The organism is Marinospirillum sp. (genome assembly GCF_014859565.1).
Window position 1 is genome coordinate 1 of record NZ_JACUUA010000049.1, and the last position, 21,359, is coordinate 21,359.

Annotated in this window: 28 protein-coding genes; 7 read left to right on the plus strand and 21 right to left on the minus strand. The window is 49.8% G+C overall.

Going from position 1 to position 21,359, the window contains the following annotated elements; all coding sequences use genetic code 11:
* The 9 genes from IBX50_RS08475 to IBX50_RS08515 all read right to left on the minus strand — a co-directional run.
* On the minus strand, nucleotides 1-218 hold a 218-nt coding region (locus tag IBX50_RS08475), incomplete at its 3' end, for a transposase (RefSeq protein ID WP_292255022.1).
* Nucleotides 219-565: 347 nt separating this feature from the next.
* Entirely contained in the window at nucleotides 566-799 is a 234-nt protein-coding gene (locus IBX50_RS08480) for a hypothetical protein (RefSeq protein WP_292255024.1), read from the minus strand.
* 28 nt (nucleotides 800-827) lie between these two features.
* On the minus strand, nucleotides 828-1,289 hold the full coding sequence (rnhA, locus tag IBX50_RS08485) for a ribonuclease HI (protein WP_292255025.1): 462 nt from the start codon (nucleotides 1,287-1,289) through the stop codon (nucleotides 828-830).
* A gap of 287 nt (nucleotides 1,290-1,576) precedes the next feature.
* Nucleotides 1,577-2,668 (minus strand): hypothetical protein, encoded by a 1,092-nt coding sequence (locus IBX50_RS08490; RefSeq protein WP_292255027.1) that lies wholly within the window; start codon nucleotides 2,666-2,668, stop codon nucleotides 1,577-1,579.
* Between the two features lie 56 nt (nucleotides 2,669-2,724).
* On the minus strand, nucleotides 2,725-3,876 hold the full coding sequence (locus IBX50_RS08495) for a hypothetical protein (protein WP_292255029.1): 1,152 nt from the start codon (nucleotides 3,874-3,876) through the stop codon (nucleotides 2,725-2,727).
* A 98-nt stretch (nucleotides 3,877-3,974) separates the two neighbouring features.
* Complete coding sequence (locus tag IBX50_RS08500) at nucleotides 3,975-4,601, minus strand: hypothetical protein (RefSeq protein ID WP_292255031.1); 627 nt, start codon at nucleotides 4,599-4,601, stop codon at nucleotides 3,975-3,977.
* Nucleotides 4,602-4,686: 85 nt separating this feature from the next.
* Nucleotides 4,687-5,619 (minus strand): AAA family ATPase, encoded by a 933-nt coding sequence (locus IBX50_RS08505; protein ID WP_292255033.1) that lies wholly within the window; start codon nucleotides 5,617-5,619, stop codon nucleotides 4,687-4,689.
* 81 nt (nucleotides 5,620-5,700) lie between these two features.
* Nucleotides 5,701-5,895: a hypothetical protein gene (locus IBX50_RS08510; protein WP_292255035.1), complete on the minus strand. Its 195-nt coding sequence runs from the start codon at nucleotides 5,893-5,895 to the stop codon at nucleotides 5,701-5,703.
* Entirely contained in the window at nucleotides 5,889-6,452 is a 564-nt protein-coding gene (locus IBX50_RS08515) for a hypothetical protein (protein WP_292255036.1), read from the minus strand. The genes IBX50_RS08510 and IBX50_RS08515 overlap by 7 nt, the downstream gene beginning before the upstream one ends.
* Before the next feature lie 107 nt (nucleotides 6,453-6,559).
* Between IBX50_RS08515 and IBX50_RS08520 the strand changes: the two genes are divergently transcribed.
* Nucleotides 6,560-7,165, plus strand: a complete 606-nt coding sequence (locus IBX50_RS08520; RefSeq protein WP_292255038.1) for a hypothetical protein — start codon at nucleotides 6,560-6,562, stop codon at nucleotides 7,163-7,165.
* Nucleotides 7,166-7,201: 36 nt separating this feature from the next.
* Here the strand turns inward: IBX50_RS08520 and IBX50_RS08525 are convergent, their stop codons facing one another.
* Both IBX50_RS08525 and IBX50_RS08530 read right to left on the minus strand, forming a co-directional pair.
* Nucleotides 7,202-8,029 (minus strand): hypothetical protein, encoded by an 828-nt coding sequence (locus tag IBX50_RS08525; protein ID WP_292255039.1) that lies wholly within the window; start codon nucleotides 8,027-8,029, stop codon nucleotides 7,202-7,204.
* A gap of 119 nt (nucleotides 8,030-8,148) precedes the next feature.
* Nucleotides 8,149-8,952: a hypothetical protein gene (locus IBX50_RS08530; RefSeq protein WP_292255040.1), complete on the minus strand. Its 804-nt coding sequence runs from the start codon at nucleotides 8,950-8,952 to the stop codon at nucleotides 8,149-8,151.
* A 131-nt stretch (nucleotides 8,953-9,083) separates the two neighbouring features.
* Here IBX50_RS08530 and IBX50_RS08535 point away from each other — a divergent pair, with 131 nt between their 5' ends.
* The 6 genes from IBX50_RS08535 to IBX50_RS08560 all read left to right on the plus strand — a co-directional run bounded on the left by IBX50_RS08535 (nucleotide 9,084) and on the right by IBX50_RS08560 (nucleotide 13,238).
* The gene (locus tag IBX50_RS08535; RefSeq protein ID WP_292255042.1) at nucleotides 9,084-10,130 is read left to right on the plus strand and encodes a hypothetical protein; all 1,047 of its coding nucleotides are present in this window, start codon (nucleotides 9,084-9,086) and stop codon (nucleotides 10,128-10,130) included.
* Nucleotides 10,131-10,162: 32 nt separating this feature from the next.
* The gene (locus IBX50_RS08540; RefSeq protein ID WP_292255043.1) at nucleotides 10,163-10,405 is read left to right on the plus strand and encodes a hypothetical protein; all 243 of its coding nucleotides are present in this window, start codon (nucleotides 10,163-10,165) and stop codon (nucleotides 10,403-10,405) included.
* Nucleotides 10,406-10,426: 21 nt separating this feature from the next.
* On the plus strand, nucleotides 10,427-10,825 hold the full coding sequence (locus IBX50_RS08545) for a hypothetical protein (protein ID WP_292255045.1): 399 nt from the start codon (nucleotides 10,427-10,429) through the stop codon (nucleotides 10,823-10,825).
* 11 nt (nucleotides 10,826-10,836) lie between these two features.
* On the plus strand, nucleotides 10,837-11,181 hold the full coding sequence (locus IBX50_RS08550; protein WP_292255046.1) for a hypothetical protein: 345 nt from the start codon (nucleotides 10,837-10,839) through the stop codon (nucleotides 11,179-11,181).
* Nucleotides 11,182-11,476: 295 nt separating this feature from the next.
* On the plus strand, nucleotides 11,477-12,253 hold the full coding sequence (locus tag IBX50_RS08555) for a hypothetical protein (protein ID WP_292255049.1): 777 nt from the start codon (nucleotides 11,477-11,479) through the stop codon (nucleotides 12,251-12,253).
* Nucleotides 12,254-12,284: 31 nt separating this feature from the next.
* Entirely contained in the window at nucleotides 12,285-13,238 is a 954-nt protein-coding gene (locus tag IBX50_RS08560) for a hypothetical protein (RefSeq protein WP_292255050.1), read from the plus strand.
* 119 nt (nucleotides 13,239-13,357) lie between these two features.
* On the opposite strand, the gene IBX50_RS08565 is transcribed toward IBX50_RS08560, so the two are convergent.
* From IBX50_RS08565 to IBX50_RS08610, 10 genes are all read right to left on the minus strand, one after another.
* A complete protein-coding gene (locus IBX50_RS08565; RefSeq protein WP_292255052.1) occupies nucleotides 13,358-13,702 on the minus strand; it encodes a hypothetical protein in 345 nt (114 codons plus the stop codon).
* Between the two features lie 66 nt (nucleotides 13,703-13,768).
* Nucleotides 13,769-15,469, minus strand: a complete 1,701-nt coding sequence (locus tag IBX50_RS08570; protein ID WP_292255054.1) for a hypothetical protein — start codon at nucleotides 15,467-15,469, stop codon at nucleotides 13,769-13,771.
* Nucleotides 15,470-15,534: 65 nt separating this feature from the next.
* Nucleotides 15,535-15,888: an ASCH domain-containing protein gene (locus IBX50_RS08575; protein ID WP_292255055.1), complete on the minus strand. Its 354-nt coding sequence runs from the start codon at nucleotides 15,886-15,888 to the stop codon at nucleotides 15,535-15,537.
* Nucleotides 15,885-16,127: a hypothetical protein gene (locus IBX50_RS08580; protein WP_292255057.1), complete on the minus strand. Its 243-nt coding sequence runs from the start codon at nucleotides 16,125-16,127 to the stop codon at nucleotides 15,885-15,887. The genes IBX50_RS08575 and IBX50_RS08580 overlap by 4 nt, the downstream gene beginning before the upstream one ends.
* A 156-nt stretch (nucleotides 16,128-16,283) precedes the next feature.
* Nucleotides 16,284-17,333, minus strand: a complete 1,050-nt coding sequence (locus IBX50_RS08585) for a hypothetical protein (protein WP_292255059.1) — start codon at nucleotides 17,331-17,333, stop codon at nucleotides 16,284-16,286.
* A 153-nt stretch (nucleotides 17,334-17,486) separates the two neighbouring features.
* Complete coding sequence (locus tag IBX50_RS08590) at nucleotides 17,487-17,894, minus strand: helix-turn-helix transcriptional regulator (protein WP_292255061.1); 408 nt, start codon at nucleotides 17,892-17,894, stop codon at nucleotides 17,487-17,489.
* Nucleotides 17,875-18,288 (minus strand): hypothetical protein, encoded by a 414-nt coding sequence (locus tag IBX50_RS08595; RefSeq protein ID WP_292255063.1) that lies wholly within the window; start codon nucleotides 18,286-18,288, stop codon nucleotides 17,875-17,877. Before IBX50_RS08595 ends, IBX50_RS08590 begins: the two co-directional genes overlap by 20 nt.
* A 17-nt stretch (nucleotides 18,289-18,305) precedes the next feature.
* Nucleotides 18,306-18,476: a hypothetical protein gene (locus tag IBX50_RS08600; protein WP_292255064.1), complete on the minus strand. Its 171-nt coding sequence runs from the start codon at nucleotides 18,474-18,476 to the stop codon at nucleotides 18,306-18,308.
* A 232-nt stretch (nucleotides 18,477-18,708) separates the two neighbouring features.
* Nucleotides 18,709-19,458, minus strand: a complete 750-nt coding sequence (locus IBX50_RS08605; protein ID WP_292255066.1) for a glutathionylspermidine synthase family protein — start codon at nucleotides 19,456-19,458, stop codon at nucleotides 18,709-18,711.
* Nucleotides 19,459-19,552: 94 nt separating this feature from the next.
* Nucleotides 19,553-21,034, minus strand: coding sequence for a DNA methyltransferase (locus IBX50_RS08610; RefSeq protein ID WP_292255067.1), 1,482 nt, complete (start codon nucleotides 21,032-21,034; stop codon nucleotides 19,553-19,555).
* Between the last annotated feature and the right edge of the window lie 325 nt (nucleotides 21,035-21,359).

Sequence of the window (21,359 nt, forward strand, 5' to 3'; positions counted from 1 at the left end):
TTGAAAACAATGCCTGCGTGAGCGCACTTGTATTCCAGCATTGTTTTCAGCATTGACCAACCGGCATCCAGTACCGACTTGGCTTTATTCGTTTTAATCATTGCCCGGCTACTGACATTGCCCACCACAATCAATCCGGAGCGATTCACCAGCGCTCGGCTGAATTGGTGCAAGGCATCCTTGCGCCGGTTGGCAATCTTGGCGTGAATGGCTTTCACGCGCTACTTATTGCCAGCCCGCTGCGCCACAGCCAGCTTGGCTTCTAAGTCCCGATAGAAGCGACCTGCCTCAAGCTGGGTGCCATCCGAGCAGGTTATCCATGGCTTTCAAATTAACAGTAAACAGGTTAACCTGCAAGAGCTAGAACCCAAGGCATCTTCCGATGCCGAACCTTATATCCCTGTCATGAATGACAGGGTTTTACGGTTGAGGTGATAATCAAGGCGACTGATGGCGATATTGAAATAGGAGGTACACCCGATCCTCATAGCCCTCATGCAGAGGTGCAAGCGTGGTGTTGAATGATGAATTATACCACAAGGTTTCTGGAAGGCCTTTTTCATCATCAAGAAACGCAATAATTCTGCCATCCAGGATGCCCAGTGATGCCCAGTATTTCTGATTTTCTGGCCATTCCATGTGATGCGATTTCTGCATCAATATCACCGCTTCCGCGTGACTGGGTGTATATATGAACAGCACAACCTCCAAACACGATGACGCGAAAAACCCCATGTTTTCCGGCAAGCAGCGGCAAGGATGCGGGTAAAAGCTGCCAGGCGGCATCCGGAATCATCATCAGTGCCCGTTGTCACTGCATCCGTTCATCACCCCGCTTTGCGGATAGAGTTTTTCAATTCACGCACCCCTCTATTGGCCAGTGCATCGGCCGCTTCGTTGCCCGGGTTACCGGAATGACCTTTCACCCAATGCCATTCAATATGGTGACTGAGGGTTAATTTCTCGAGTTGAATCCAGAGATCCTGGTTTTTCACTGGGGACTTGGTGTTTTTTCTCCAGTTTTTGCTCTTCCAGATCGGTAGAGACTTGGTAATCCCATCAATCACATAGCGTGAATCACTATACAGCTTGATATGGCAGGCGCGCTTAAGCGCTTTCAAGGCTTTAATGGCCGCCATCAGTTCCATACGATTATTAGTGGTATTGGCTTCACCACCCCATAGTTCTTTTTCAACACTGCCATAGCGCAGCAGTGCGCCCCAGCCACCGTGACCAGGGTTGCCCTTGCAGGCACCATCGGTATAAATGATGACTTTTTTCTGATCCATCCTGCCACTCCTTTGCTTCTACTCAGTTTCTCCATTATGAGGCAGCACTGACAGTGACCGGACTCAAAGCAAAAACGCACCCCGAAGGGTGCATTTTTGCTTTTGCTTTGCGGTACGCTTACATTAAGGTTCTGGTGAGCTCAGGAATCTGCTAAAACTGCCGGATGATGCTGAATAGCCAGCGATCCTACAGTCCGAGCCCGCCCACAAACAGCAGCAGCGGCCATTACCGACCGCTGCTGTGAAGGTTGTACTGATGGGTCTTGTGCTCTGGCAATCCATGCTGGCTACATAGACAGTTCATCTCGCTGCACTGGTTTATTGGGGTCAGGCTGACCATAGTCAATGGTTACCTTCAAGTCATCCACGATCAGGGTGTCAGAGAAGCCAGACATCATGCCTTCGGCAGACATGTGGGAGAAAATGGACTCCATGTTTTCCGACAGTTCGTTTGCATAGCCAGAAAGGGTCTGGCGGTCAGCTTCAGCTTCTTCTTCATCAATCGAGAAGCTGGCATCCAGAATCAGGTTGCAATGCAGGTTTTTTTCATCAAGGCCGGTCAGCGTTTCACTGATATCCACCTGAATATCATGCTCATCCAGGCAAACCGGCAAAGCACCTGTAATCATGCCGCAACCGATCAGCTGTTCAACACCCGCTTTCAGGTAGTGCTCAATCTGTTTGCGAACATCATCCTCTGACTCAAACACTGCGGCCAGATCGTACACAATTTTCAGGTTGGCTTTGATTTTCAGTTGTTCTGGCGATGGCGTATTGTTGCTCATGGTATCGAACTCCTTAAATGAGCTCAGCGATGGCGCAGCCGGTATGTCAAATGCACCGTTAGGTAAATGCTCAAGCGGCCTAATTATATCTTGCTGAAAATGCATTGCAAAGCCATTAACAGAACCTTGATTGCCTGCAAGGTACTCGCAAAAATCTTCCAAGGCATGCTTTGAGTAGTCATTCTTACCAAAGAAAATTTCAATGGTCTCTTTGCTTGAGACAGACCCGCTATAGGATTTATTCAGTGAGGACTTGGAGTTGGACCACTTGATGTACTTGAAACTACCCGCACCCCATGCCTCGTCAATCGCATGACGGAACAACGCTTCGCTGGACAAGAATATGAACTGACCCATACCTCTTGCCTGGGTTGCATCCTGAATAATGTCAGACAGGTTGTGCTGCAAGCTACCAAGAAATAAAAGTTGAGGCTTTTCGCCAATCTGTTTTTTAAGGGCTTTTTTGGCGCACTCGCTCAAAAAAATCTTGTGATCATCATACACAAAAGAACCATCATTGACGGAGGTGCCGATAGCGGCAAGTTGATCAATTTCTTGCTGGTTAAAGCAGTCGCGGTAGGTGGCTTTAGGCATTCCCGTTTCCTCTTGGTAAATTAAATTTCTGTGCTATCAGTCTTCTGATCGCGGAATTAAAGGCTTAAATCATCCCGCTGCACTGATGCTGTTTGCACGGCCTGCTCTGGACTATCCATCACCACATCCAAAGGCAATTCCGTTTCGTAGGTCAGACCTTCGATAGCCACCCTACCCTTTTCTGCCAAATCCCGGCGCTGCGCATAATTCAGGTTGGTTGGATTATCCAGACGGATCGGGAAGCAGTTTTGATCATCCAGAGACGGCAAAAGCGGATTTTCCAAATCACCCCAGTATTGCTTTGTTTCTTCTTCGGTCGGAATGATGGCATAAACCGCATTGGGATGATCAAAATTCATAACTGAAGGTGATACCACATGCTGCTGCAGGATATTCCGCCACTGATCACCCAGGATAACGGGTTTGGCCGGATCGTAATCATCACGACCGGAAAACTCAGTGACGGCATCTTGGGCATAGCCTTCCAAGATCGGGTCATCCCGGGTCAGGGTGACCAGCATGGCTTCTTCGCCGAGATTTTGAATGGGTGAGTTAAATCCCAAAGGCAGAAAGCGGATCTGCTCATCCCACAAAACCGGCAGCAAGGCCACCATTGAAGTCTGGTGCGCACTAAGGTGCTCTTCTGCGATGCATTTCAGCAGGTGGCTGCGATCCTCGGACAAAGGATCCATGCCGGCACGGGCAATCTGATCCTTCAGTTCAGGCACTGTATCCATTGCTTTCAGTCGTGCAGCAGCGGCATCCCATTCAAAGCCTTCATCCAGGACGCAAGGTGCACTGTAGGAATAGGAGCCAGCCTTGAAACAGCACTCAAAACCGGCCATCGTCAAAGCGTTAGCCAGGTATCGCTCCGTGGCTTGCATGGCGCTGTCCACCGCTTCCCTGTAGGCGGCTGGCAGAGAGCCTACTTCACGCAACGTATCCGAGGGGTAATCTGAGGTGTGATTATTCTCATCACGCGCCTTGATGCGCAAAAACATATAGTCTTCCCATCCGCCAACCTCCACATCAATCAAATTGGAGTAGGTCAGACCTGGGTAAAATTCCAGACGATGCTCTACTTTATTAAAGCCAGCATCTTCAAGTGCTGTGCAAATCATGCTTTCTGGCTGGTCATCCAGGCTGTTACACCCTCTGACGACAAATCCGCGTTCATTCTCACCTGGACCCCAAGTACCTGCACCCATGACAACCTCCACGCATAAAAAAAGGCAGCTCCAAGTCAAATTGACTTGCTTCTGCCTTGGTTATAGCCATGGGTGTGATACTTGGGCTTTTTGTTTGATCAGGTCAGTGGGATTTTCGTGATGACCGCCAAGATGTGCTCATAACGCACATCATCACCCCAGAGATCACAGCTGTTGCTGACAATCACAGCCGGATCAGTGATGGACTGAAGCTGGCCAGCCATCAGGTCGTAACGGTAGACGCACTCACCAAATTCAAGTGCATAGCCCATTTGCCGAACCCAGAAGTCGCGTCCTTCGCGTGTCTGGCAGGAGTCACTGGCAATAATGCTGTAGTGATCAAGCAGATAGTTGCGAAAAATATCCTCGGCAAATCCAGAGGTCACCCTGCGATGCTTAACAAGCCCAGTACGCCAAACCAGAACCTGGGTCAGCGGCCTACCTTTCAGCACCACATCAGTCCAGATATTGCATTTGACAAGATACACCACCTCACTGGCTGTATCGCACAGCAAGGCGATGGAGAAATGCTGCTCATCCCCCTCAGATTCATCCACTCTTACAAGCCGGTAACCAGGGGTCAGGATTATTTTTGCGACATGCGCTACATCTTCCATAGATTCCCTGGAGGCCAAATCAGCATAGAGTGCAGCATTTTGCTGCTGATTGTTCAACCAGCCAAAGTCTTGATCGATTTTTTGCTGGCTGACATAGTTGCGAGGCATGAATTCCCTACCTTGAAAATTGCTTTTTGCTACTGACCATTATGGCATACTGCAGCTGTTGCCGCCAACGGGTGATGCTGGCTGCTTATTGTGAGCCCGCATTCCGAATAACCCAGCTCCTGGCGCTTCGGATGTACCGTTTTTCGATCTCATCCAGACAAAATCCATCCGTGTTATGGGCGGACATACCAATCGCTTCAAAAGGAATGCCCTGATAGCGCAGGGCCAGCCTTTCCAGCATTTGTTCGCGTACCGCAGTATCCGGCATGGGTAGCTCAAGCTGTTGATCAAAACGCCGGGGCACCCCATGATCAAGCATCTCTGGATAGTTGGTGGCACCGATCAGCAACGTCTGATCCGACAAGCGGTCAATCTGCATTTGCAGTGCAGCCAGGGTTCTAGCCATCTCCCTGTCTCCGCCTTCCCCAGTTGCCGCCTTTTGCTTGCTTGAGAGCAGCGCCTCCATTTCATCAATAAAGAGCACGCAGTCCATGCCATTCAGTGCCGTCATCAGCTTGGATAGGTTGGCACCTGTCTCGCCCAGGTGGCTGTTAATCACGCGACCCGGATCAAGGGTGACAAACACCAACCCTAATGCATGAGCAATGGCACCGGCCAGCGAGGTCTTGCCATTGCCCGGTGGACCGGATAACAGTAACCGGTGCGGCACTGGCAGCTTAAACTCGGCCAGCCGCTCCCGATGCCGGTAACCGGCCAGCAGGTCATCCACTGCCACCCTGACGGATTCTGGCAGCAGAAGATCATCCAGCGAGTGTGCCGGTGACTCAATAAGCGCCATTTGATCCAGGCGCTCAGCCTTCAGTCGCTGTAACACGGGATGCTCCTGGTCAATTAAGGCACCGCTTCTGCTATTCAGCAAACGGTTTAGCCTGTTGCTCAGGGCATTCCCTTTTCTGCTTTCAGCAGCATGGATTTGCCGGATGATACTTTCGGCGCGTCCACGATCAAAAGACAAGGCGCTGGCGGCCAGCGCATAAATTTGGTCGGCTGTGGCCATTACTGTTAAATCCTTTTGTTGTTGCCCTGAAATGGTTTGGTAAAGAAAGACCGGAATATTGGTCAGTGCGACTGCGCTAGACTATAGCGTCTTCAGCGACTCCCGATACACTTCAGCCTTCCTTAAGGATGTTGCCTCTTTTTCCGCAGTCGCTTGCTGCTCGGCATGTTTTTGGGCGGCATAGAATTCGCCCATAACCGGCAGGCGATCCATGCGGTTCAGCTTCTGCTGAAATTGCTCATATATTTTTGTCCTCGAAATAATGGGGATCAGCACGCCGCATCAGCATCCAGTTCTGGCATGGAAGCAATCAGCTTGCGCGCCTGATTAAAGGGTTCAACAAATTCGCTGATTAGATCAGAGCGCTTTTCAATGATCTTGTCGAGCTGCCGGTTCAGCGTGGTAATGTCCTTGGTTAAATCGGCATACTGGCGATTCAGTTCCACCAGGCTTGGGCCGCTGGCCTGCTCTGAAATTCGCTCCTGAAGTGCACTTCCTTCCTGCATCTTCTGGCTAATCTCGGTGCGAAGCACTTCTTCAGTGGCGCCGGACTTTTCCAATGAGCGGGCAAACTTGCCGCCTGCTTTGGCAGCAGCCTCTAGCTGAACAACAAACTGCTGCAACTGCGCGGCAGTCATGGGTAGTCCGTAATCGGCCAGATCAATCTTCAAAAGCGTCAAATCCAGATCTGCACCTTGCTCTTGATGATTGCCCGGTTCCGCAATCACCTCCTGTGTTGCGGCCTCCTGGAAGCCTTCGCAGGCATCAAAATCCATTCCCTGGGTTTTGCTTTCAGTCGTTGCTGGTGTCTTGATGTCTTTTTCTTGTCCCATGGTGATCCCCTTTTTTGTTGTGATAAGATTAAATGCAAATAGGTTTATCTATTTTATTATATGGGTTATCCTTGATTTCTGCAAATCAGTCATTTTAAGGTGTTTTTATGTCTGTCAAAGGCTCTGATGACAAACCGGAAGGCACAAACCCTGCACCGGTCATTCCACTGAACAGCAATCGAAAGGCTGATCCGGGCACCCAGCCTGAAAAAGGCTTGCCTGATATGGATCGTGAGGCTTTTGCCGCCAACAAAAGTCTTCATATCGAAGGGTTGAAGTTAGTGCCGGTACGAACGCGGCGCAAGGACAATCCTTACCTGGCCAGGCCTGCCCCCTGTCGGCACTTATCGCTGATATTCGATCCGGTGGAACGTAAGGTCTGGTGCGATGACTGCGAAAGCGAGGTGGATTCCTTTGATGCGTTCTGTATTTTTGCAGAACGCCTTGCTGACATAGATGCCAGCTTAAAACGGAAAAGCGAGCAACTGCAGCAGGATCAGGAAACACACCTGATCACTCGAGCCGCCAAGGCCATTGATAAGGACTGGCGCTCCCGCAGCCTGGCACCGCTTTGCCCTCACTGCAAAAGCGCCTTGATGCCAGAGGATCTGGCTGGTGGATTCAAGGCATACACATCAATTGAAATTGAACGTGCAAGGCGTATCAGAAATACAGAAAAAAGTGAACCGGTATCTTTGCAACGCATGATCTAGCCCTCTTGATAAGTTTTTGGTGCGTTCAATGATGGTTTATATCGGTTCAGCGCCTCCCTGGTTGGCAAGTGTTGCTGAAATCGCTTCAGCATCCCTGTTCTCTTTCTCAATGATTGCTACAACTTCTGCAGGCAGATCATCAAGCAGCGACAGATCGAAGTTATCAGCACTGCAAGAAAGAATGCATGGGGCAAGGCTTTGCTCATAACTTTCTTCGTAAAAGGATGTAAATTGGGATTCATCAACATCAATGACCGCCTGCTGCGCTCCACCTCCAGGATGGCTAAACACTAACGTGCCACAACTGCCTTCATCAATCTCCCATCCTGGCAGAATTTTCTCAAGCAGATCGTAAACAGCATCTTCGATGGCTGACTCCCATTCAGGGTCCTCATCGTCAAGCGCTCCTCCGTTTTTTCGGGTGATATTGATTTCATCAATGCTCCCGCTATCACCAATACCAGAAAACTCAACTTCGATATGCAGCGGCTCGCTAGAAGTGAGGTCAATGGAAGCTTTATCATTATGGATGATGGCACTGTCAACCTCTCTTTGGCAATAATAGAGGCTCGATTCATCCAAGTTAAGCACAAAATAGACTTTTCCGTCTTTATGGTAAACATCAAAACAAAGGTCGCCGCCACCACCGCCATCAATTTCATAACCTGCAAAATCGTTGCTGACAGCCTCTTCAAAAAGATCATTGACCAGGTCATCTAATGCTTCCAGAAAATCCAGTTCGTTGCCATTTGCATCGTAGAATTCAAAGGTGTCAATGTCACCGCTATCGCCAGAGCCGCTGAATGACAAGGTGGCTCGTGCGAGGCTGCCAGGAAGTTTCTGATTTTCGTTGTGCTTGCTCATGATTCAACTCCAATAAGTTGTGTTTGTCACCCCTGCTTCAATGCTGTGACTACTTGCCAAGGTAGGGGTTAACGGCAATGTAGCCATAACTTAAATGCTTTTACGCATGCTTTTTTTTGTTACTGAGGCTCCAATCTAGCCCTTTGTCCTGCTGCTTTACTCTTGAGTTTAAAAGGCGGCTGGGCTGATTGAATCTGCATCATCATGATTGGGTCTTCAGCTGCGCATTCATTGATTAAGTCATGAAGTTTATTGACATGACTTTGATGGATGCTACCCCAGGGCTTTCCATGCAGGTGCTCGAAATACATTTGCACCAAAGCTCTGCGAATCGTCATGTAGGTTTCATTGTCACCGTTCAGACTGGTTTCAGTTTTTGTCCTTTCAACCAAATCATTCATGAAAACCAAGGGCGGGGTCTCAATATCTCCAGCGCTCAAATCGACCTCCCACCTCTTGATCTTGCTCTTGACTTCATCCAGGCTGCTCATGGCATTTTCAGCGATAGATGCATTGGTGTGCCAACGATCTGGGCCATAAATAACGGCTTCCCTATAAAGATCGATACCATAATGATCAGCAATAAAATCTTGCAGGGGAAGATTGGTGGCGGTGCGATTCCATTGATCGCCTTCATAACTGTCAAATGTGATCAACAGGTCGGCTTTATCATCTGGCGAGCAGGTGATGGTATAGCGATATTCCGTGTTGCCATAAGCCTCATGACCTGAAGCAAACATAGCCTGCTCTTTGTTGCCGATGATAAAGCTGGCAATAGGGTCACGTCCCTCTTTGTCCAGTAGAGCATGCAGCAGTTTTTCTGCAGCGCCAGCCGGATAACCATCCCAGTGGCAGTACAGTGTTACAGGAGCAGCTCCTGCGTCATTGCTCAGATTAAACTGGTAAGTTGCTCGCGTACCCATAGTCACCTCTCCGTTTCTTCATCCAGGTTCAATTAAACAGCATTAAAGACACCATAGCCTTGTTTTCAAGGCTTAAAGAATCAGCCTCGTGGTTATGATGGGTATGACCTGTACAAAAAACGGAGCCACCCATGTCTACCCCAGCCAGCATACGCTTTGAAAGCCTTCGTCATCCCGGCACCGAAACCTTGGTGCACTTTATGCATGATGGCTACCCATCCATGATGCTTCGCTACATCATTGAAAATTACGAAGCTTTTTTTCAGGATGATGCAAAAGCCCTGAAGTCTGGCTGGATGAAGCTGATCGGGTCTAATGCCAGCCCTATTGAGGTGTTTGTTGGTGGTCCGTCTACCGCTGAAGCAGCCAATCAATACGATCCTCCCGGTACTTTTAATTACGAGCTTTCTGCAGAAGGCCGGTTGACCATTCGCAAGGCCGGCGACAGCACCCCAGCAGACCCCTATTGCGAGGTTGAAGGTACGCTGCCCGAGTATCAAGCTGAAGTGATCGCCAGTGTTTCTAAAAGCCTAGAGGCACTGGGTGATCATGGCGTCACCGTAATTAACCCAGGGCATGATGTTTTCCTGAATGTGCGCGTTGATACGGCAAAATCAGACTGGGATAGCAATGAGGTGGAGTTTGCCGAGTTATCCATGTGCATGAAGGCTCCCGTTTACCCCGGCACTTCGGACAACTCAATTATCCTGGAGGGGTGCGGTGCAGCCCTTGAGATGGGCGACGATCCTGAGCCCTTTTGTTCAGCCGGGCTTATCCAAGAGGCACCCGGACAGATGGCGCTGCACGCCACCTACCACTTCCCGGCACTGGATTCAGAAGCCCTGTTTTACAGTCAGGGTATGTCCATAGAAACGGTCAATCAGGCGCGCTCATTGGCGATCAAACAAGAACTGCCCCATATCTACCTTGATGCAGAAAGGGGTTATGTGTCCTTTTTTTCACGGCCGCTGACGATAGAGGATGGCAACAATTTCAACGCTGAGTTTGATAACCATGAAAAAGCCATTGAAGACACCCAGGTCAGATTATCCATGAGTGGTGGAGCCTTGCGAGGCAAGCAATTCAAACTCCAGAAGGATTTCGCGCTTCACCCACCCATGGCCGAATTCGGCTATTCAACCCGTGAATGGGTCATGAGCAATGAGCTAGGCCGCTGAATATTTTCGGTTAGCGAGCAAAGGAGGGATTGATGTTAACACTCGCGTTAGGACTGAGCATTCTTGCACTCGGCCTGCTGGCTTACTTGCTGCTGGTTTTTCTGGGTGAGGTTCAGCTGCGCATCAGAATGCAAAAAAATGAACGCTATTTTGAGCGCGAAGGCGTTCTGCCTGCTGGTGCTTGTTTGTCCCATGGTCCGTACATCAGCAAGCAGACTCGTGATTTGAAGGCTGGTCAAATGAAATCACTGGCTTGGTATAAGCGTTTAATTTGACCGGTATCACAGGAGTTTAAAATGCAAAAAACACCCAACGAGATATTGAGTGCTCTGCAGCAGGGGCAAAGCATCACCCTTGGTCAAAGTCAGTATGTGAAATTGACTGGCATGCCAGAAGCCGGAACATCAGGTGCCGGTGATATCTTCATACAATGCCAAACTGAAAATGGCCACATGCTTTTGGATGAAATCTGCCATTTAACCCAGGATGGCCTGATCAGGGCACTGAGGGCGGCATCTAACCTGATGATTGAAGAGCTACGCAACGCTTATGATGAGGAATACAATCCTCTGTGCTCTGAGTCTGACGCTGATGAAATCGAATCGGTAATAATGGCCGCTCGCAAAGCTTTTGGAATTCCCGATGCTGGCGCAGTTCAGAGTCAGAGCACAGCCCTGTCTGCGCCCGGATGGTGAGAGGTTTTGGAATGCTGCTATTTCTGCATGGATCATCCCGGCGACTGGATGTGGGCACCACCTTAAAACCCAGGGGTGATGCCTACGAAGAGGAATGGGGTAAAACCGACTTCTACTACGCATTGGAACTGAATCGACCTGAAAGCGCTCTTTCGCACAAGGACGCGGTATTTCTTACAACCACATGCGAGGACGTTGGTCTGGCCGGTGGCTGCGAGGACTATATTTTTCTGGTCGAACCGGAAGATCCCGCCTCCATCACCCCGCATGACCAGAATTGGTCATCCCTGATCTCCTGCTTGATCAGTGATGGATACGCAGTAGTTTTCATGTCAAGTTATCACCAGCCCGGGTAAGAAGTTCCGTCAAGGCTATTCATCACCGTAACCCCAGAGATTGCCATTGCAGAGCGTTGAGTGGAAGGGCCAAAGATTGATCATCTGATTAATCTGCCCAAGCCGCTTCTCTCGGGAATTCTCAATATGTGCCATTGTTTTAAATTACCTCAATATACAGGTTATCCTTTCGCCATCAGGATAACCCACGACCCAGCAACCTGCAATCACACCAATCCCTCTATCAGATAGCGTTTACAGGAGTATCCATTTTGCAACTTTGGCAAGGAAGCCTTTAATTAGAGGTTCTTCCTGTATGTTTATTGGTATCACCCTGCTTGTGGCTGTAAGCAGCTTTGGACTTGCATTGTTGATCTATCATCTGAGCGCTCGCGAGCGCCAGCGCATTGAAAATATCCGAAAGGCTGCAGATCTGCATTCACGCGCCCTGGCGCTTTCACGCCTGCGCTCCGGTGTGCCCCTTGATGTGATGGGTGACCGGCTCGGGCTGTACCTGGCTGGCTTGCTTGATGGCTGTCAGCGCGAAATGGAACATCTGCTGGCGCCCTTTGCCAGGCATCCGTCCGTTGCCGCCCAAAGCTTTGCCAAGCTTTATGAACCTTGGCAGGTAATGAAGCCTTCCGACTGGTCGCCAGAGACGATCAAGGGTATTCAGCGAAGCCTTGTGGGACTGTCCCAATACATGATGAGGGAGTACCGGCAAGGGCGGATTAAAAACAAGGCGCTGGCCGAATCCATGCTTCACGAAATCAACATGACCTCTGGGCGACTGACCGTTTCCTATGGGCGCAGGGAGGCAGAGGGGCATCTGGAAGCTGAGTCGCTAGGTATGGCTATTGCTGCACTAAGAACAGCCATGATGCATGCAGGGAAACACACTGGCAAACCAGGCGGTGATTGGTTTGCTGCTCAGCGCCGTGAAATTGAATCCTTGCTTCAAAGTCTCGAAAGCCGATTGCGGATTCAGCAGCAATCCAGCGGTGGTCTTTTAAGCGATGCCATAGACAAGGAAGCAGAGGCAGATGAGGCCGTTGAGCGGGAAAGAGAGAAGGTTCGGGCGCTAGCCGGGTAATTTTTTAACAAATCAGGAGTAACTCTGTTGCGTGAAAGTAACGGTATGGGCTATCCTATACAGGAACAATTTAAAACAAGAGGTGAAAATGAACCCGATTGAGAACAGTCAACTCATTCCTAATGAAGCAATCATTGAGAACACATCGCTAAAAGCGACCAGCGTCATGGTAACGCCGGCCATTGCAAGTAAGTGGTTGTCAGAGTGCAATACGGCAAACCGCCCAGTTACGGCTGCTCATGTTGAAAGATTGAAAAATGAGATACTAAAAGAGAAATGGAGCCTTAATGGTGCCTCCATCTGTTTCAACAATCAAAATGTAATTGTGGATGGACAGCATCGTCTTCATGCAATTATTGCTGCGGATGCCACAATTCCATGTCTAGTGATCACCGGAATCGAAGATCCAGAAGCATTTCGAAGTCATGGGCTTTCAAAGCCGCGAACTGCGGCAGACATGGCTGCCATCAAAGGCGTGAAAAATCATCACGAAATGGCATCTATTGCTAGATTCATGATTATGTGGGAGTCATCAAAAAACGGATCAGAATTTGCATCCGAAATGCTTTACAGCAAGTACAGTGATGTAAGCTCTCCAGACGATATTAGCACCAAGGCTATGGAGATCAGCACAGACGCTGGTCAAGTGCTTGATATGTGCCGTGATGCGCTGTGGCTCAAGCGCAGAACAAAATGGATTGCAGCTCTTCTTGTAATATATCTGGCAGACAAGGATAGAGCCACAATTTTTATTAACGACCTTGTAAATGGCAACAAGCGGTACGGCGACTCTACATACCCAGTTTTCATGCTTAGAGACAAGCTGATGACAGGGGTAGAAAAAAACAATAGCGCACAAAGCAACTTGATTGCAGCCGCATACATATTCAAAGCGTGGAACTCTTTCATTCAAGGGAAAACGATTAAAAACCTTAAATACTCCCAAGGAAGAGATGTATTCCCTATCCCTTTTGGAACAAAATAAAAGCCCAATCAAATCAATAGGCTTGCTTGGGCTTACCTACTATTATCGTGGTATCTACACCCGCTTCGGCGGGTTTTTTATCAGTTCTGGAGTTGGCTTACGGACATTTTCAGCAGCAATTACACTGCATGCCTTAATCCAAATCGCACGCTTAACGGCACGGTGTAATCGTAATGAGCTGAACGCCAGTACAGCAGCAGACGATCCTTGTCTGGGGAGATCACGTCTTTGTGAGAACTAAAGGTGTAACGAATCCCTTTGGGAAAGCGCTTCTGCATATTTGATGGCATGCGCTCTGGTGGCACATCAACCGTTATCTCCATGTCATCCTCAATGCTCAGCACCGCTTCAAGCGGTTCAGCGCCACTACGACATTCAATCAGGAGAAACCGATCACAGGCCAGCAGGCTTTGCCCTGCATCGTTATGAACGACCGAAAAGTCTTTTATGCGAATGGTTTTCAAGAGGGCACCTATCAGTGATTGGGTAATAGGCACCTCCCTGTGCCCGGCTGATAGGTTTAATCTACATTACATCGAAGGGCTGGCGGCAGCAGCCACATGAGCAGATGGCTGATCATCAAGATCCATGCCGCCAAAGCTCAGGTTGTCAAAGTTCATGCTGCTCATATCCAGGCGATCGGACATCCTGGTAAAGGCCTTTCCAAATCGATCTGAAATGTCATCTGTAGCCAAAGCGACCTGGGTGCTGGTTCGTGACCACAGTGATGGATCGCTGTGAGGCACATTTTTAAGGCCTGTCTCAACCACTCTGCGTGTGATTTCACTGACCTCATCAGCGCTACCGGTGAGTACGCTGTGATCCAGGAAACCGCCATCGCTCAGCCCTTGGTTCACCGCGTTACGCTCACTGATCAAGTTAACATGATGAATGCTCTCTGTGAACTGTGCATGCTGCACTTCATAAATCGCATTCACGGCACGATCAGCAATCACCTTGCTGTCCATTGATCCCATGGATTCTGCAGCCTGATAAGCCATACCATGAGCCAGAGAGCCGGCCACGTCATCCAGGCCAGGGGATTTGATGAACTCCGGATTGCGATCAGCCATAATCCGTGCGGCATGAATACCGGATACACTGATCTCAGCATCACCGCTGGCAGCACTGATAGCCAAATCAGACATCTGTGAATGCGCGTCCTGCATCGCGCCCCGCTCAGTTTTGCCTTCTGAGACCCCTTGCTGGTACACGCCGCGCATGGTCATCAGGCCGGCCACCACCGATTGCTCAAATTGCTGGCGCTCGTAGTGCGGCTGACCAGGATCGGCACTGACATCCAGGGCTGTGTTGGCTGCCTCAGCAGTCGTCAGGTGACCCACAAACTTCATCAGGGTTTCCATCTGCAGCTGTAGGCGGGCTTTTTCAGCGCCATCCTGCAGTGCAGTCACCAAAACCGCAGAAGGTTCAACGGCACCTGCTGGTTCGGACACCGCTTCAGCCAGCGTCTCCGATGACTCAGGCGCTGGTGGCGCAGCTTTTGCTGGTGCGGCCGCCACAGCAGGCGCAACAGCTTGAGCGAGCGCGGCAGATTCGACCTTGACGGGATTGGCGGTCGGCTCGACCTTCTCCGCAGGCAATACTAAATCGACAGTTTTCTCAAGTGGCGAGTAATCATTCATCTGAACAATGGATTCAATGGCTGCGTTTGCTGCGGCATTTTCCATTGAGAATGAAGGTTGAGAGGGGCCGGATGCTGCTGTTGCGCTCAGCATCACGGCAGCTGCCATGCCAGCCACCACGGTGCCGATTTTATTGTTTTCGATGGTTGATTTAAAGCTTTCAATGCCATCGGAGATTGCTCGTACAAAGGCACTGGTCTTCCTTGCAGCAAAGGAGAATACTGCGCCTAGTGTTGACCGCTTAGCACCCTTACCATGGCGCTCCACAGTCGTGCCCTCGCCCACACCCAAGGCAAAGCCAGTGTCGGCAGCCAACAAGTCTTCCGCAGGATTGCTTTGTAGCGTACTCATCAAATGCTGCTGCAGGTCAAACCCTTTCGGGTCAGCCATGAATTCAGCGTTGTCTTCCAGGCTTGAAGTATCCACGCCTTCTTTGCGCAGATTGCTCAGCATGGTGCCAATCAGTTCTGCGTGCGCGAGTTCACGACGCTTGCGTTCAGCGGCGATTGGATCAAAGGGGCGAGCAAATACATCTTCAGTATTCAGCTCAAGCGCATTGTCAGGGTTGCTGCCGTAGGGATTAAACATGGGTTACACCTCCAGAAAAAGTCTTCTTCAAGGTGGTATAGCCACAACTTAAAGGCTTGGGGTTTTCACTCGGCAGAACCGGGCAGCTTAACCCAGGTTACCGCGCCCCTTGGATGTACATAAGGGACAGGGGTTTCGTAGCGCACTGCACCAGAAAGTATCCAGGCATGATTCCAGTGTTCAAGCAGATTAAGATCCTGAACCCGGTGCCGGTCTTGCTGCATGAAGGCCGTTTGATCTGAAATGTTTTTCAGTACGCCAGTCAGGCTGACCTCTCCGACAATGAGTCCAGTTCCTTGCTCGATTAATCCGATGCGTCCGCGAACCCGTGTCGAGCGACTGCGCATTTCCCAGGTCTTTTCTCCGCTTAGGATCAGGTCAATCCATGGCTGCCTGACTATCAATGCTCGGTCGATCATCGCACCGTCACCCAGCGCTCAGATGATTCTGCTGTGCCACCAATAGACAGCCACACACCATATTCCGGATCAGCTGCCACTGTTCCTGCCGGCCATTCCTCGGCTTGCGGAAGTTCTCGGCACCAACCAACAGCCTTGTGATCTTGAAACATCACAAAACCAGAGTCCATCAGATTGTTATTCAGCCACTCCTTCGCCCTTTGTTTCCAGATGCGCTCAGCACAGGGAAATTGTTCCATGCAAGTCACTTGACGCTCCTTATTGCTTTTGTGTTTTTGTTTCTGAGGAAAAGTACAGGTATTCCCATATTTCGGAAGGGTATTTTACGGAGATTGTTGATTTTTTTCAATGTATGAAAAAAGCGCCATATAGGCGCTTTGCTGTTTAATGTGCGATCAGATCACCGGTGGCGAACGATCAACAGGCACCGTTTGCAGTGGATTCAGTTCAGCGCATTTTTGAAGCGCACCCTTTACTGCTTCAAGCGGATCATCGTAATCTGCAAGCCAATCAGCAAGGCGAAGCCTGTTCCGGTTATCGCCCTGAAAGTCTGGATGATTCACTGTTGGTCGCTTGTAAGCGCCCCAAAAAGATCCAGCATCCTTGGGGCTTGCAGGGTCGATAATGATGTCATCGCGTGAGCCTGTTTCGGCAAGGCAGCGCAGTTCAATATCATAATGTGCACCGGGAATAATCAGGTCTTCCCCTTCCAGGTAGTTTTCAGCAATAACCGACTTGAAGACTTGCGAGGCATCCAACAGATCAGGACGACTCAAACAAAAAGCCAGCTGATCAACGGCACTCTTTTCGCTCAGATCCAGTGCCTGACGATTACAGACATTTTCCACATGATTCATTTGCTGTTCGGGCGGCATCTGAAGAAACTCACTGACAGTGAAATTCATTTCACCGCGAGTCGGCATAGCATTGTGCATCATAAACTCAAGCAGGCCTTCAGATCCTGGCTTGCAGGTCGCAAAGATCATGGCTGCCTCCTTGGTGACCGCTGTGAGCGCTGCATCATCAAGCTTTCCGATTTTTGTCAGCAAATCAACCAGCTCCAGAGCGGAAAGCTTGGCATCACGTTTCACCTTGGCTGACTCGGCCAGCGCCAGCCAGGTTTCAGGCTGAACCGGACGGCCTGCCCAACCCTTAATCTTATGGTGGCTCAGCCACTCGGCAAGCCGTTCTGGAGACTCCAGCGCAGGACTGGCCGGTGTGCCTTCAGATGTGGTCTCATACATCATGAAGTGGGTCGTTTCATTGGGGTGCCAGTCCGGCATAAAGTCATCCGCAGTCGGGCGCGTGGCTTCACTTCCGTCTTCAAGCTCCCACTCCTTTATCCTTTCAGCCTTCTCTTCTGCTGAGAACAGAGGGATAAATTTGCCCTGGCTATCTTTGGGGTGTTCCCATTTTCCAGGTACCATTCGGACTTCACGCTGCATGGTGGTGCTCCTTCTTTGTCTTCGGATCATTGTTCTCTGTCGGTATAGCCATCAGAATCAGACTTGTGGTTTGAGAACATTCTCGCGCTCAGGTCGGGCATGCCAGGCTTACTTGAACTTGATAATGAACGGCGATATGATCAATCATTTTTTTTACCACTCATAATTTCTGTTTTCTGGCTTAAACCCATCCCCCGTAGCACGCTTGCGCTTTTTGCCAGCAAGCTTTGCCATCATGATTGGCGAAGGGGGTTGCTCCGGAAGAAATAAATCAAGCTGATCAGTCAAGCCAAGGGCCTGCATGATCGCAATAAAGGTTTCCAGTTGGGAGTTCCCGCGCTCAGCGCTGGTCACCGCTTTTGCCGATATGCCAGCCACCAGGGCAACTTGCGCCTGCGTGAGGTCCGCATTCAGGCGAGCCTGCCTTAATCGTTCACCAAGAGCTGCGGCAAGTGCAGGAGCGGTCTTTATTGAACTAAGCCTCATGATGCAATACACCCTTAAGGTTTCATTATTTGCCAAAATAGGCACTAATGAAACCTTAAGGGTGTATTGCATCATGCTGACCACCACCTTGCAGCTGATTGATAATGGCAGGAATCGCTATTTCTTTCAGTGAGGCAGATACATGTCTTGACGAACCAACGCCAGCCATAGCGGAAAGTTCGCTATTCAGCCTGCGCCCGAGTGCCTCAGAAACCTTTTCTTGAACCAAGACCGGATATGCATCACTTCCTTGAAAATAATGAGCATTAATGCTTTGAGTGACCGCGAAATCTCCATTCCCAGACCAGTCAGAAAGGCGAAAGCTGGCCAGTAGCGCCCCGTTCTTTTCGTCCGGAGTTTCTATGGGAATGATTGCTTCAAAATCTTCGTGTTTGCTCGCTTTTCCGGATGAAGTTTTGTTGACAATCCCTTCCACTCCACCTGGCTTGATGCCAAAAACATCCGTCATGACATCCCACGGCGTTTTTAAGTCATCAAAAAAGCCTCTGTGTTAATGGCAATAAAAGCCTTTCCTTTGCCATTGTCATGGAGGCTGCATTGAAATGCTCGATTATCAGCGTTGATCATATCTACGAAGGTTTTCAGTGTTTCACCGCTCTCCGGCATCAGAAGACCATTTACTTTGCTGCGTCTCATGATTATTTTTTTCCTGATTGTTTGATCGATTAAATCAGTTTAACCACACCAAAAGGACTTTCCTTAAAAAAGTAAACCCGGCCTATCCTGCACCGGGTTGTGGGTGATTCCATTTTTACTGACGATTCAGACAGGAGGGGTAACTTTTTGCTCCTCCTTCGTATTTTCTTATTGTCTTATTTTGCAGATAGTGGAGCCTATAGGTTTCCTTGTCAATTTCAGGTGAGATACATTATCCGGAGATGATGTGCGGTAAAAAACGGCTTGAATCCTTGGTAATCACGGAATTGTCTTCTCGGATGCCTATACCGCATGCCCGATCACCCACCACCCAGCTGCCGATTAGTGTGTAGGCATCACCAAACTTGGGGAGTGGGTGGAAGGCTTGCTGAATGTATCCCGGGCGTTTTGCTGCATACCCCCCTTGAACCTCATGCAGTTGACCGGCATGATCCATCAATTCAATATTTTTTCCTTCAGGGGAGAAAAAGGGCTTGCGCACCCAGCCTGATTTGAGTGGCTGATCCGGGGTCTCATCAAAAAAAGAGGGAAGAAGGTTCGGGTGACCTTCATGGAATTGCCAGAGCAGTGGCAAAATGGCCTTATTCGACAGAATGATCTTCCACTCTGGTTCAAACCATTCTGTTTTGCTCTCTGCAAGGAAGGGCGAGAACTTATCCTCAAACATATCCTCCCAGGGACAAAGCTTGAATATGTTGCGGATCGGGAGCTCATTGGCGCATAAAAAGTGCTGCCACAGATCCCCTTTTGGACGTTCCTCACGCTTCAATTCGATATCGCCCAAGCCAATATCTTCAATGGCTACATAAGGGGCGGATAAGCCAGCCTGAGCGGCAATATCCTGCATGTATTGCACTGTCCCGCGATCTTCTTCACTGTGCTTTGTCGATGCAAAATACAGCGTCCTATCATCAATGCGCTCAGCCGGCGCTTGATAAGGTTGCAGGTATTGAATTGCCATTATTGCTCATGATGTTTACTCCAAGCTTTCGATGCGTAATGTATTGCAGCCAGTAACAGCACTATAACCATCGGTAAATTTCTTAACTTTTACATCAGGCTTGCCTGCTGACCTGTGCGCCATCTTCTTCCGGCAAAACAGCAGTCACTCGCTTGTTGGCAATGTCCACTGAACTGGCATCCTGATCAAAACCAATGAAGTTGACCCCTTCAAGTACCGCTCCGCGCCCGGTTGATCCGGAACCGCAGAACATATCCAGGGTCGTACCACCCCTCGGTGTTACCAGGCGCACCAGGTATTGCATCAGAGAAGTGGGCTTCACCGTTGGGTGGGTGTTGCCACTGGTGCTGGTATTTTCAACCATGCGAAGCGTCGATCCATGCTTGAGCTGAGGCCCAGGGTTACCCACACCATGATGCCGGTCTTTGGAGCTGGCTTTGGCACAGTAGAAGAAGCGTGCCGTACTCCCGTTATCGGTGTATTCGGTGCTTTGGTGATTGCGATTGCCCCATGTGGTGCCTGGCACATCACGCGCCTTGCTTTTTTCAGTGCGCTTGCCGGTGACTGTTGATTCAGGAAACAGCGCCAGCACCTCTTGACTGCCGTCATGGATGATGTTGGCTGGAAAACGGCCATCCGTGACGTTTGGAGCAGCTTTTTGCATGCTGTTATTGTTCCACCCCTTTTCGACTTTAAATCCAGGATCACCGCCCGAACTTACAAAGCTACCACCAACCCTGCATCCATCCACATTCAATCCACCCACACCATGCGTCAGGATGTTGTTGACCAGCGTGCCTTTGAAGGGTTTTCTGGCAACAATGATCGGCTCGTGCGCAGGCTTTAATGCAGAGCCCCAGCCATCCCACTGCCTGGCTGCATCGGTCGCAGGCTTCATCTTGAAGTGATAGCTCTTTGCCTTTTCCTTGTCATCCATCCAGGGGCGGTGAAACCCCTCGTTGGCACCCCCTTCAAAACCCATGTGGCCATCGGTTGTGCGGTGTGCAAATTCTTCATGCCCAGGCTTCACACCAGCAACTTCGGTTCGGACTGCGCCAGCGGCTTTGTCCATTGCCAGGCTGATGTTTTGGCTTTTCGGGAATCCTGAGCCATACAGCCAGCCAAGACGGGCATCCCCTTGATCCATCATGCGGATGAATGCCTGTTTCTGCACCTCACTCAGAGATTCAAAAAAGGCTTCCTGATCCTGCTGGCCGTCATGCAGGTATTCAATGGAATCGCGGATTTCAAACCCGCCCAAACGAATGGCCAGCCCCATTAAATCCTGTGTACGACTGCCGGCAAAAGCCAGCAGGTGACCACCAGGCTTCAGCACACGAAAGGCTTCTTTCCAGATGGATGGCCCCGGCACAAAACTATCCCAGGACTTCCCCATAAAACCCCCGCCCTTTTGCTGGTAGTCATCACCGGCCAGCCAGTGCTTCAGCACTTCAGTCATGTCGGGTTGCTTGCTTAAACCATAGGGAGGGTCCGTAACAATGCTGTCGATGGAGTTGTCCGGCAGAAGGCGCATTTGTTCAAGGGCATCGCCTTGGGTGATATTGAAGGTTGGCATTGGTTATCCCATACAGTGAAATATAGGAATAGCCTACCCAGAAAGGAAGACCCTGCGAGTGCAGGGTCAGCAACACTGATGCCGCCAGATCATCAGGGCTCAGGTGAGCGCAGGATTTGAGCTGATTCTGGCTTGATTACTACTTCGTTTTGATTATTCACTTTCATTGCCGCACGCTCAGCAAGAATATGCACTGCTTGCAAATCTCGCTCAAAATCAAATTTTCTTACAGCCCATCAGGGCAATTGGGCTTAATTCTGCTTGCAAAATACGTTGCTTCACTGCAATAAAAAGACACCTCAACTCTTCCGGTGCTCCATCGTGT

Bases quoted from the DNA above. Each gene is read 5' to 3' on its own strand.
- IBX50_RS08505 (WP_292255033.1), bottom strand. From the start codon at position 5,619: ATGGCCACAGCCGACCAAATTTATGCGCTGGCCGCCAGCGCCTTGTCT.
- IBX50_RS08555 (WP_292255049.1), top strand. From the start codon at position 11,477: ATGTTTATTGGTATCACCCTGCTTGTGGCTGTAAGCAGCTTTGGACTT.
- IBX50_RS08500 (WP_292255031.1), bottom strand. From the start codon at position 4,601: ATGCCTCGCAACTATGTCAGCCAGCAAAAAATCGATCAAGACTTTGGC.
- IBX50_RS08605 (WP_292255066.1), bottom strand. From the start codon at position 19,458: ATGGCAATTCAATACCTGCAACCTTATCAAGCGCCGGCTGAGCGCATT.
- IBX50_RS08610 (WP_292255067.1), bottom strand. From the start codon at position 21,034: ATGCCAACCTTCAATATCACCCAAGGCGATGCCCTTGAACAAATGCGC.
- rnhA (WP_292255025.1), bottom strand. From the start codon at position 1,289: ATGGATCAGAAAAAAGTCATCATTTATACCGATGGTGCCTGCAAGGGC.
- IBX50_RS08535 (WP_292255042.1), top strand. From the start codon at position 9,084: ATGTCTACCCCAGCCAGCATACGCTTTGAAAGCCTTCGTCATCCCGGC.
- IBX50_RS08520 (WP_292255038.1), top strand. From the start codon at position 6,560: ATGTCTGTCAAAGGCTCTGATGACAAACCGGAAGGCACAAACCCTGCA.
- IBX50_RS08575 (WP_292255055.1), bottom strand. From the start codon at position 15,888: ATGATCGACCGAGCATTGATAGTCAGGCAGCCATGGATTGACCTGATC.
- IBX50_RS08580 (WP_292255057.1), bottom strand. From the start codon at position 16,127: ATGGAACAATTTCCCTGTGCTGAGCGCATCTGGAAACAAAGGGCGAAG.
- IBX50_RS08585 (WP_292255059.1), bottom strand. From the start codon at position 17,333: ATGCAGCGTGAAGTCCGAATGGTACCTGGAAAATGGGAACACCCCAAA.
- IBX50_RS08600 (WP_292255064.1), bottom strand. From the start codon at position 18,476: ATGAGACGCAGCAAAGTAAATGGTCTTCTGATGCCGGAGAGCGGTGAA.
- IBX50_RS08545 (WP_292255045.1), top strand. From the start codon at position 10,427: ATGCAAAAAACACCCAACGAGATATTGAGTGCTCTGCAGCAGGGGCAA.
- IBX50_RS08570 (WP_292255054.1), bottom strand. From the start codon at position 15,469: ATGTTTAATCCCTACGGCAGCAACCCTGACAATGCGCTTGAGCTGAAT.
- IBX50_RS08525 (WP_292255039.1), bottom strand. From the start codon at position 8,029: ATGAGCAAGCACAACGAAAATCAGAAACTTCCTGGCAGCCTCGCACGA.
- IBX50_RS08490 (WP_292255027.1), bottom strand. From the start codon at position 2,668: ATGCCTAAAGCCACCTACCGCGACTGCTTTAACCAGCAAGAAATTGAT.
- IBX50_RS08550 (WP_292255046.1), top strand. From the start codon at position 10,837: ATGCTGCTATTTCTGCATGGATCATCCCGGCGACTGGATGTGGGCACC.
- IBX50_RS08595 (WP_292255063.1), bottom strand. From the start codon at position 18,288: ATGACGGATGTTTTTGGCATCAAGCCAGGTGGAGTGGAAGGGATTGTC.
- IBX50_RS08480 (WP_292255024.1), bottom strand. From the start codon at position 799: ATGATGATTCCGGATGCCGCCTGGCAGCTTTTACCCGCATCCTTGCCG.
- IBX50_RS08495 (WP_292255029.1), bottom strand. From the start codon at position 3,876: ATGGGTGCAGGTACTTGGGGTCCAGGTGAGAATGAACGCGGATTTGTC.
- IBX50_RS08540 (WP_292255043.1), top strand. From the start codon at position 10,163: ATGTTAACACTCGCGTTAGGACTGAGCATTCTTGCACTCGGCCTGCTG.
- IBX50_RS08590 (WP_292255061.1), bottom strand. From the start codon at position 17,894: ATGATGCAATACACCCTTAAGGTTTCATTAGTGCCTATTTTGGCAAAT.
- IBX50_RS08530 (WP_292255040.1), bottom strand. From the start codon at position 8,952: ATGGGTACGCGAGCAACTTACCAGTTTAATCTGAGCAATGACGCAGGA.
- IBX50_RS08515 (WP_292255036.1), bottom strand. From the start codon at position 6,452: ATGGGACAAGAAAAAGACATCAAGACACCAGCAACGACTGAAAGCAAA.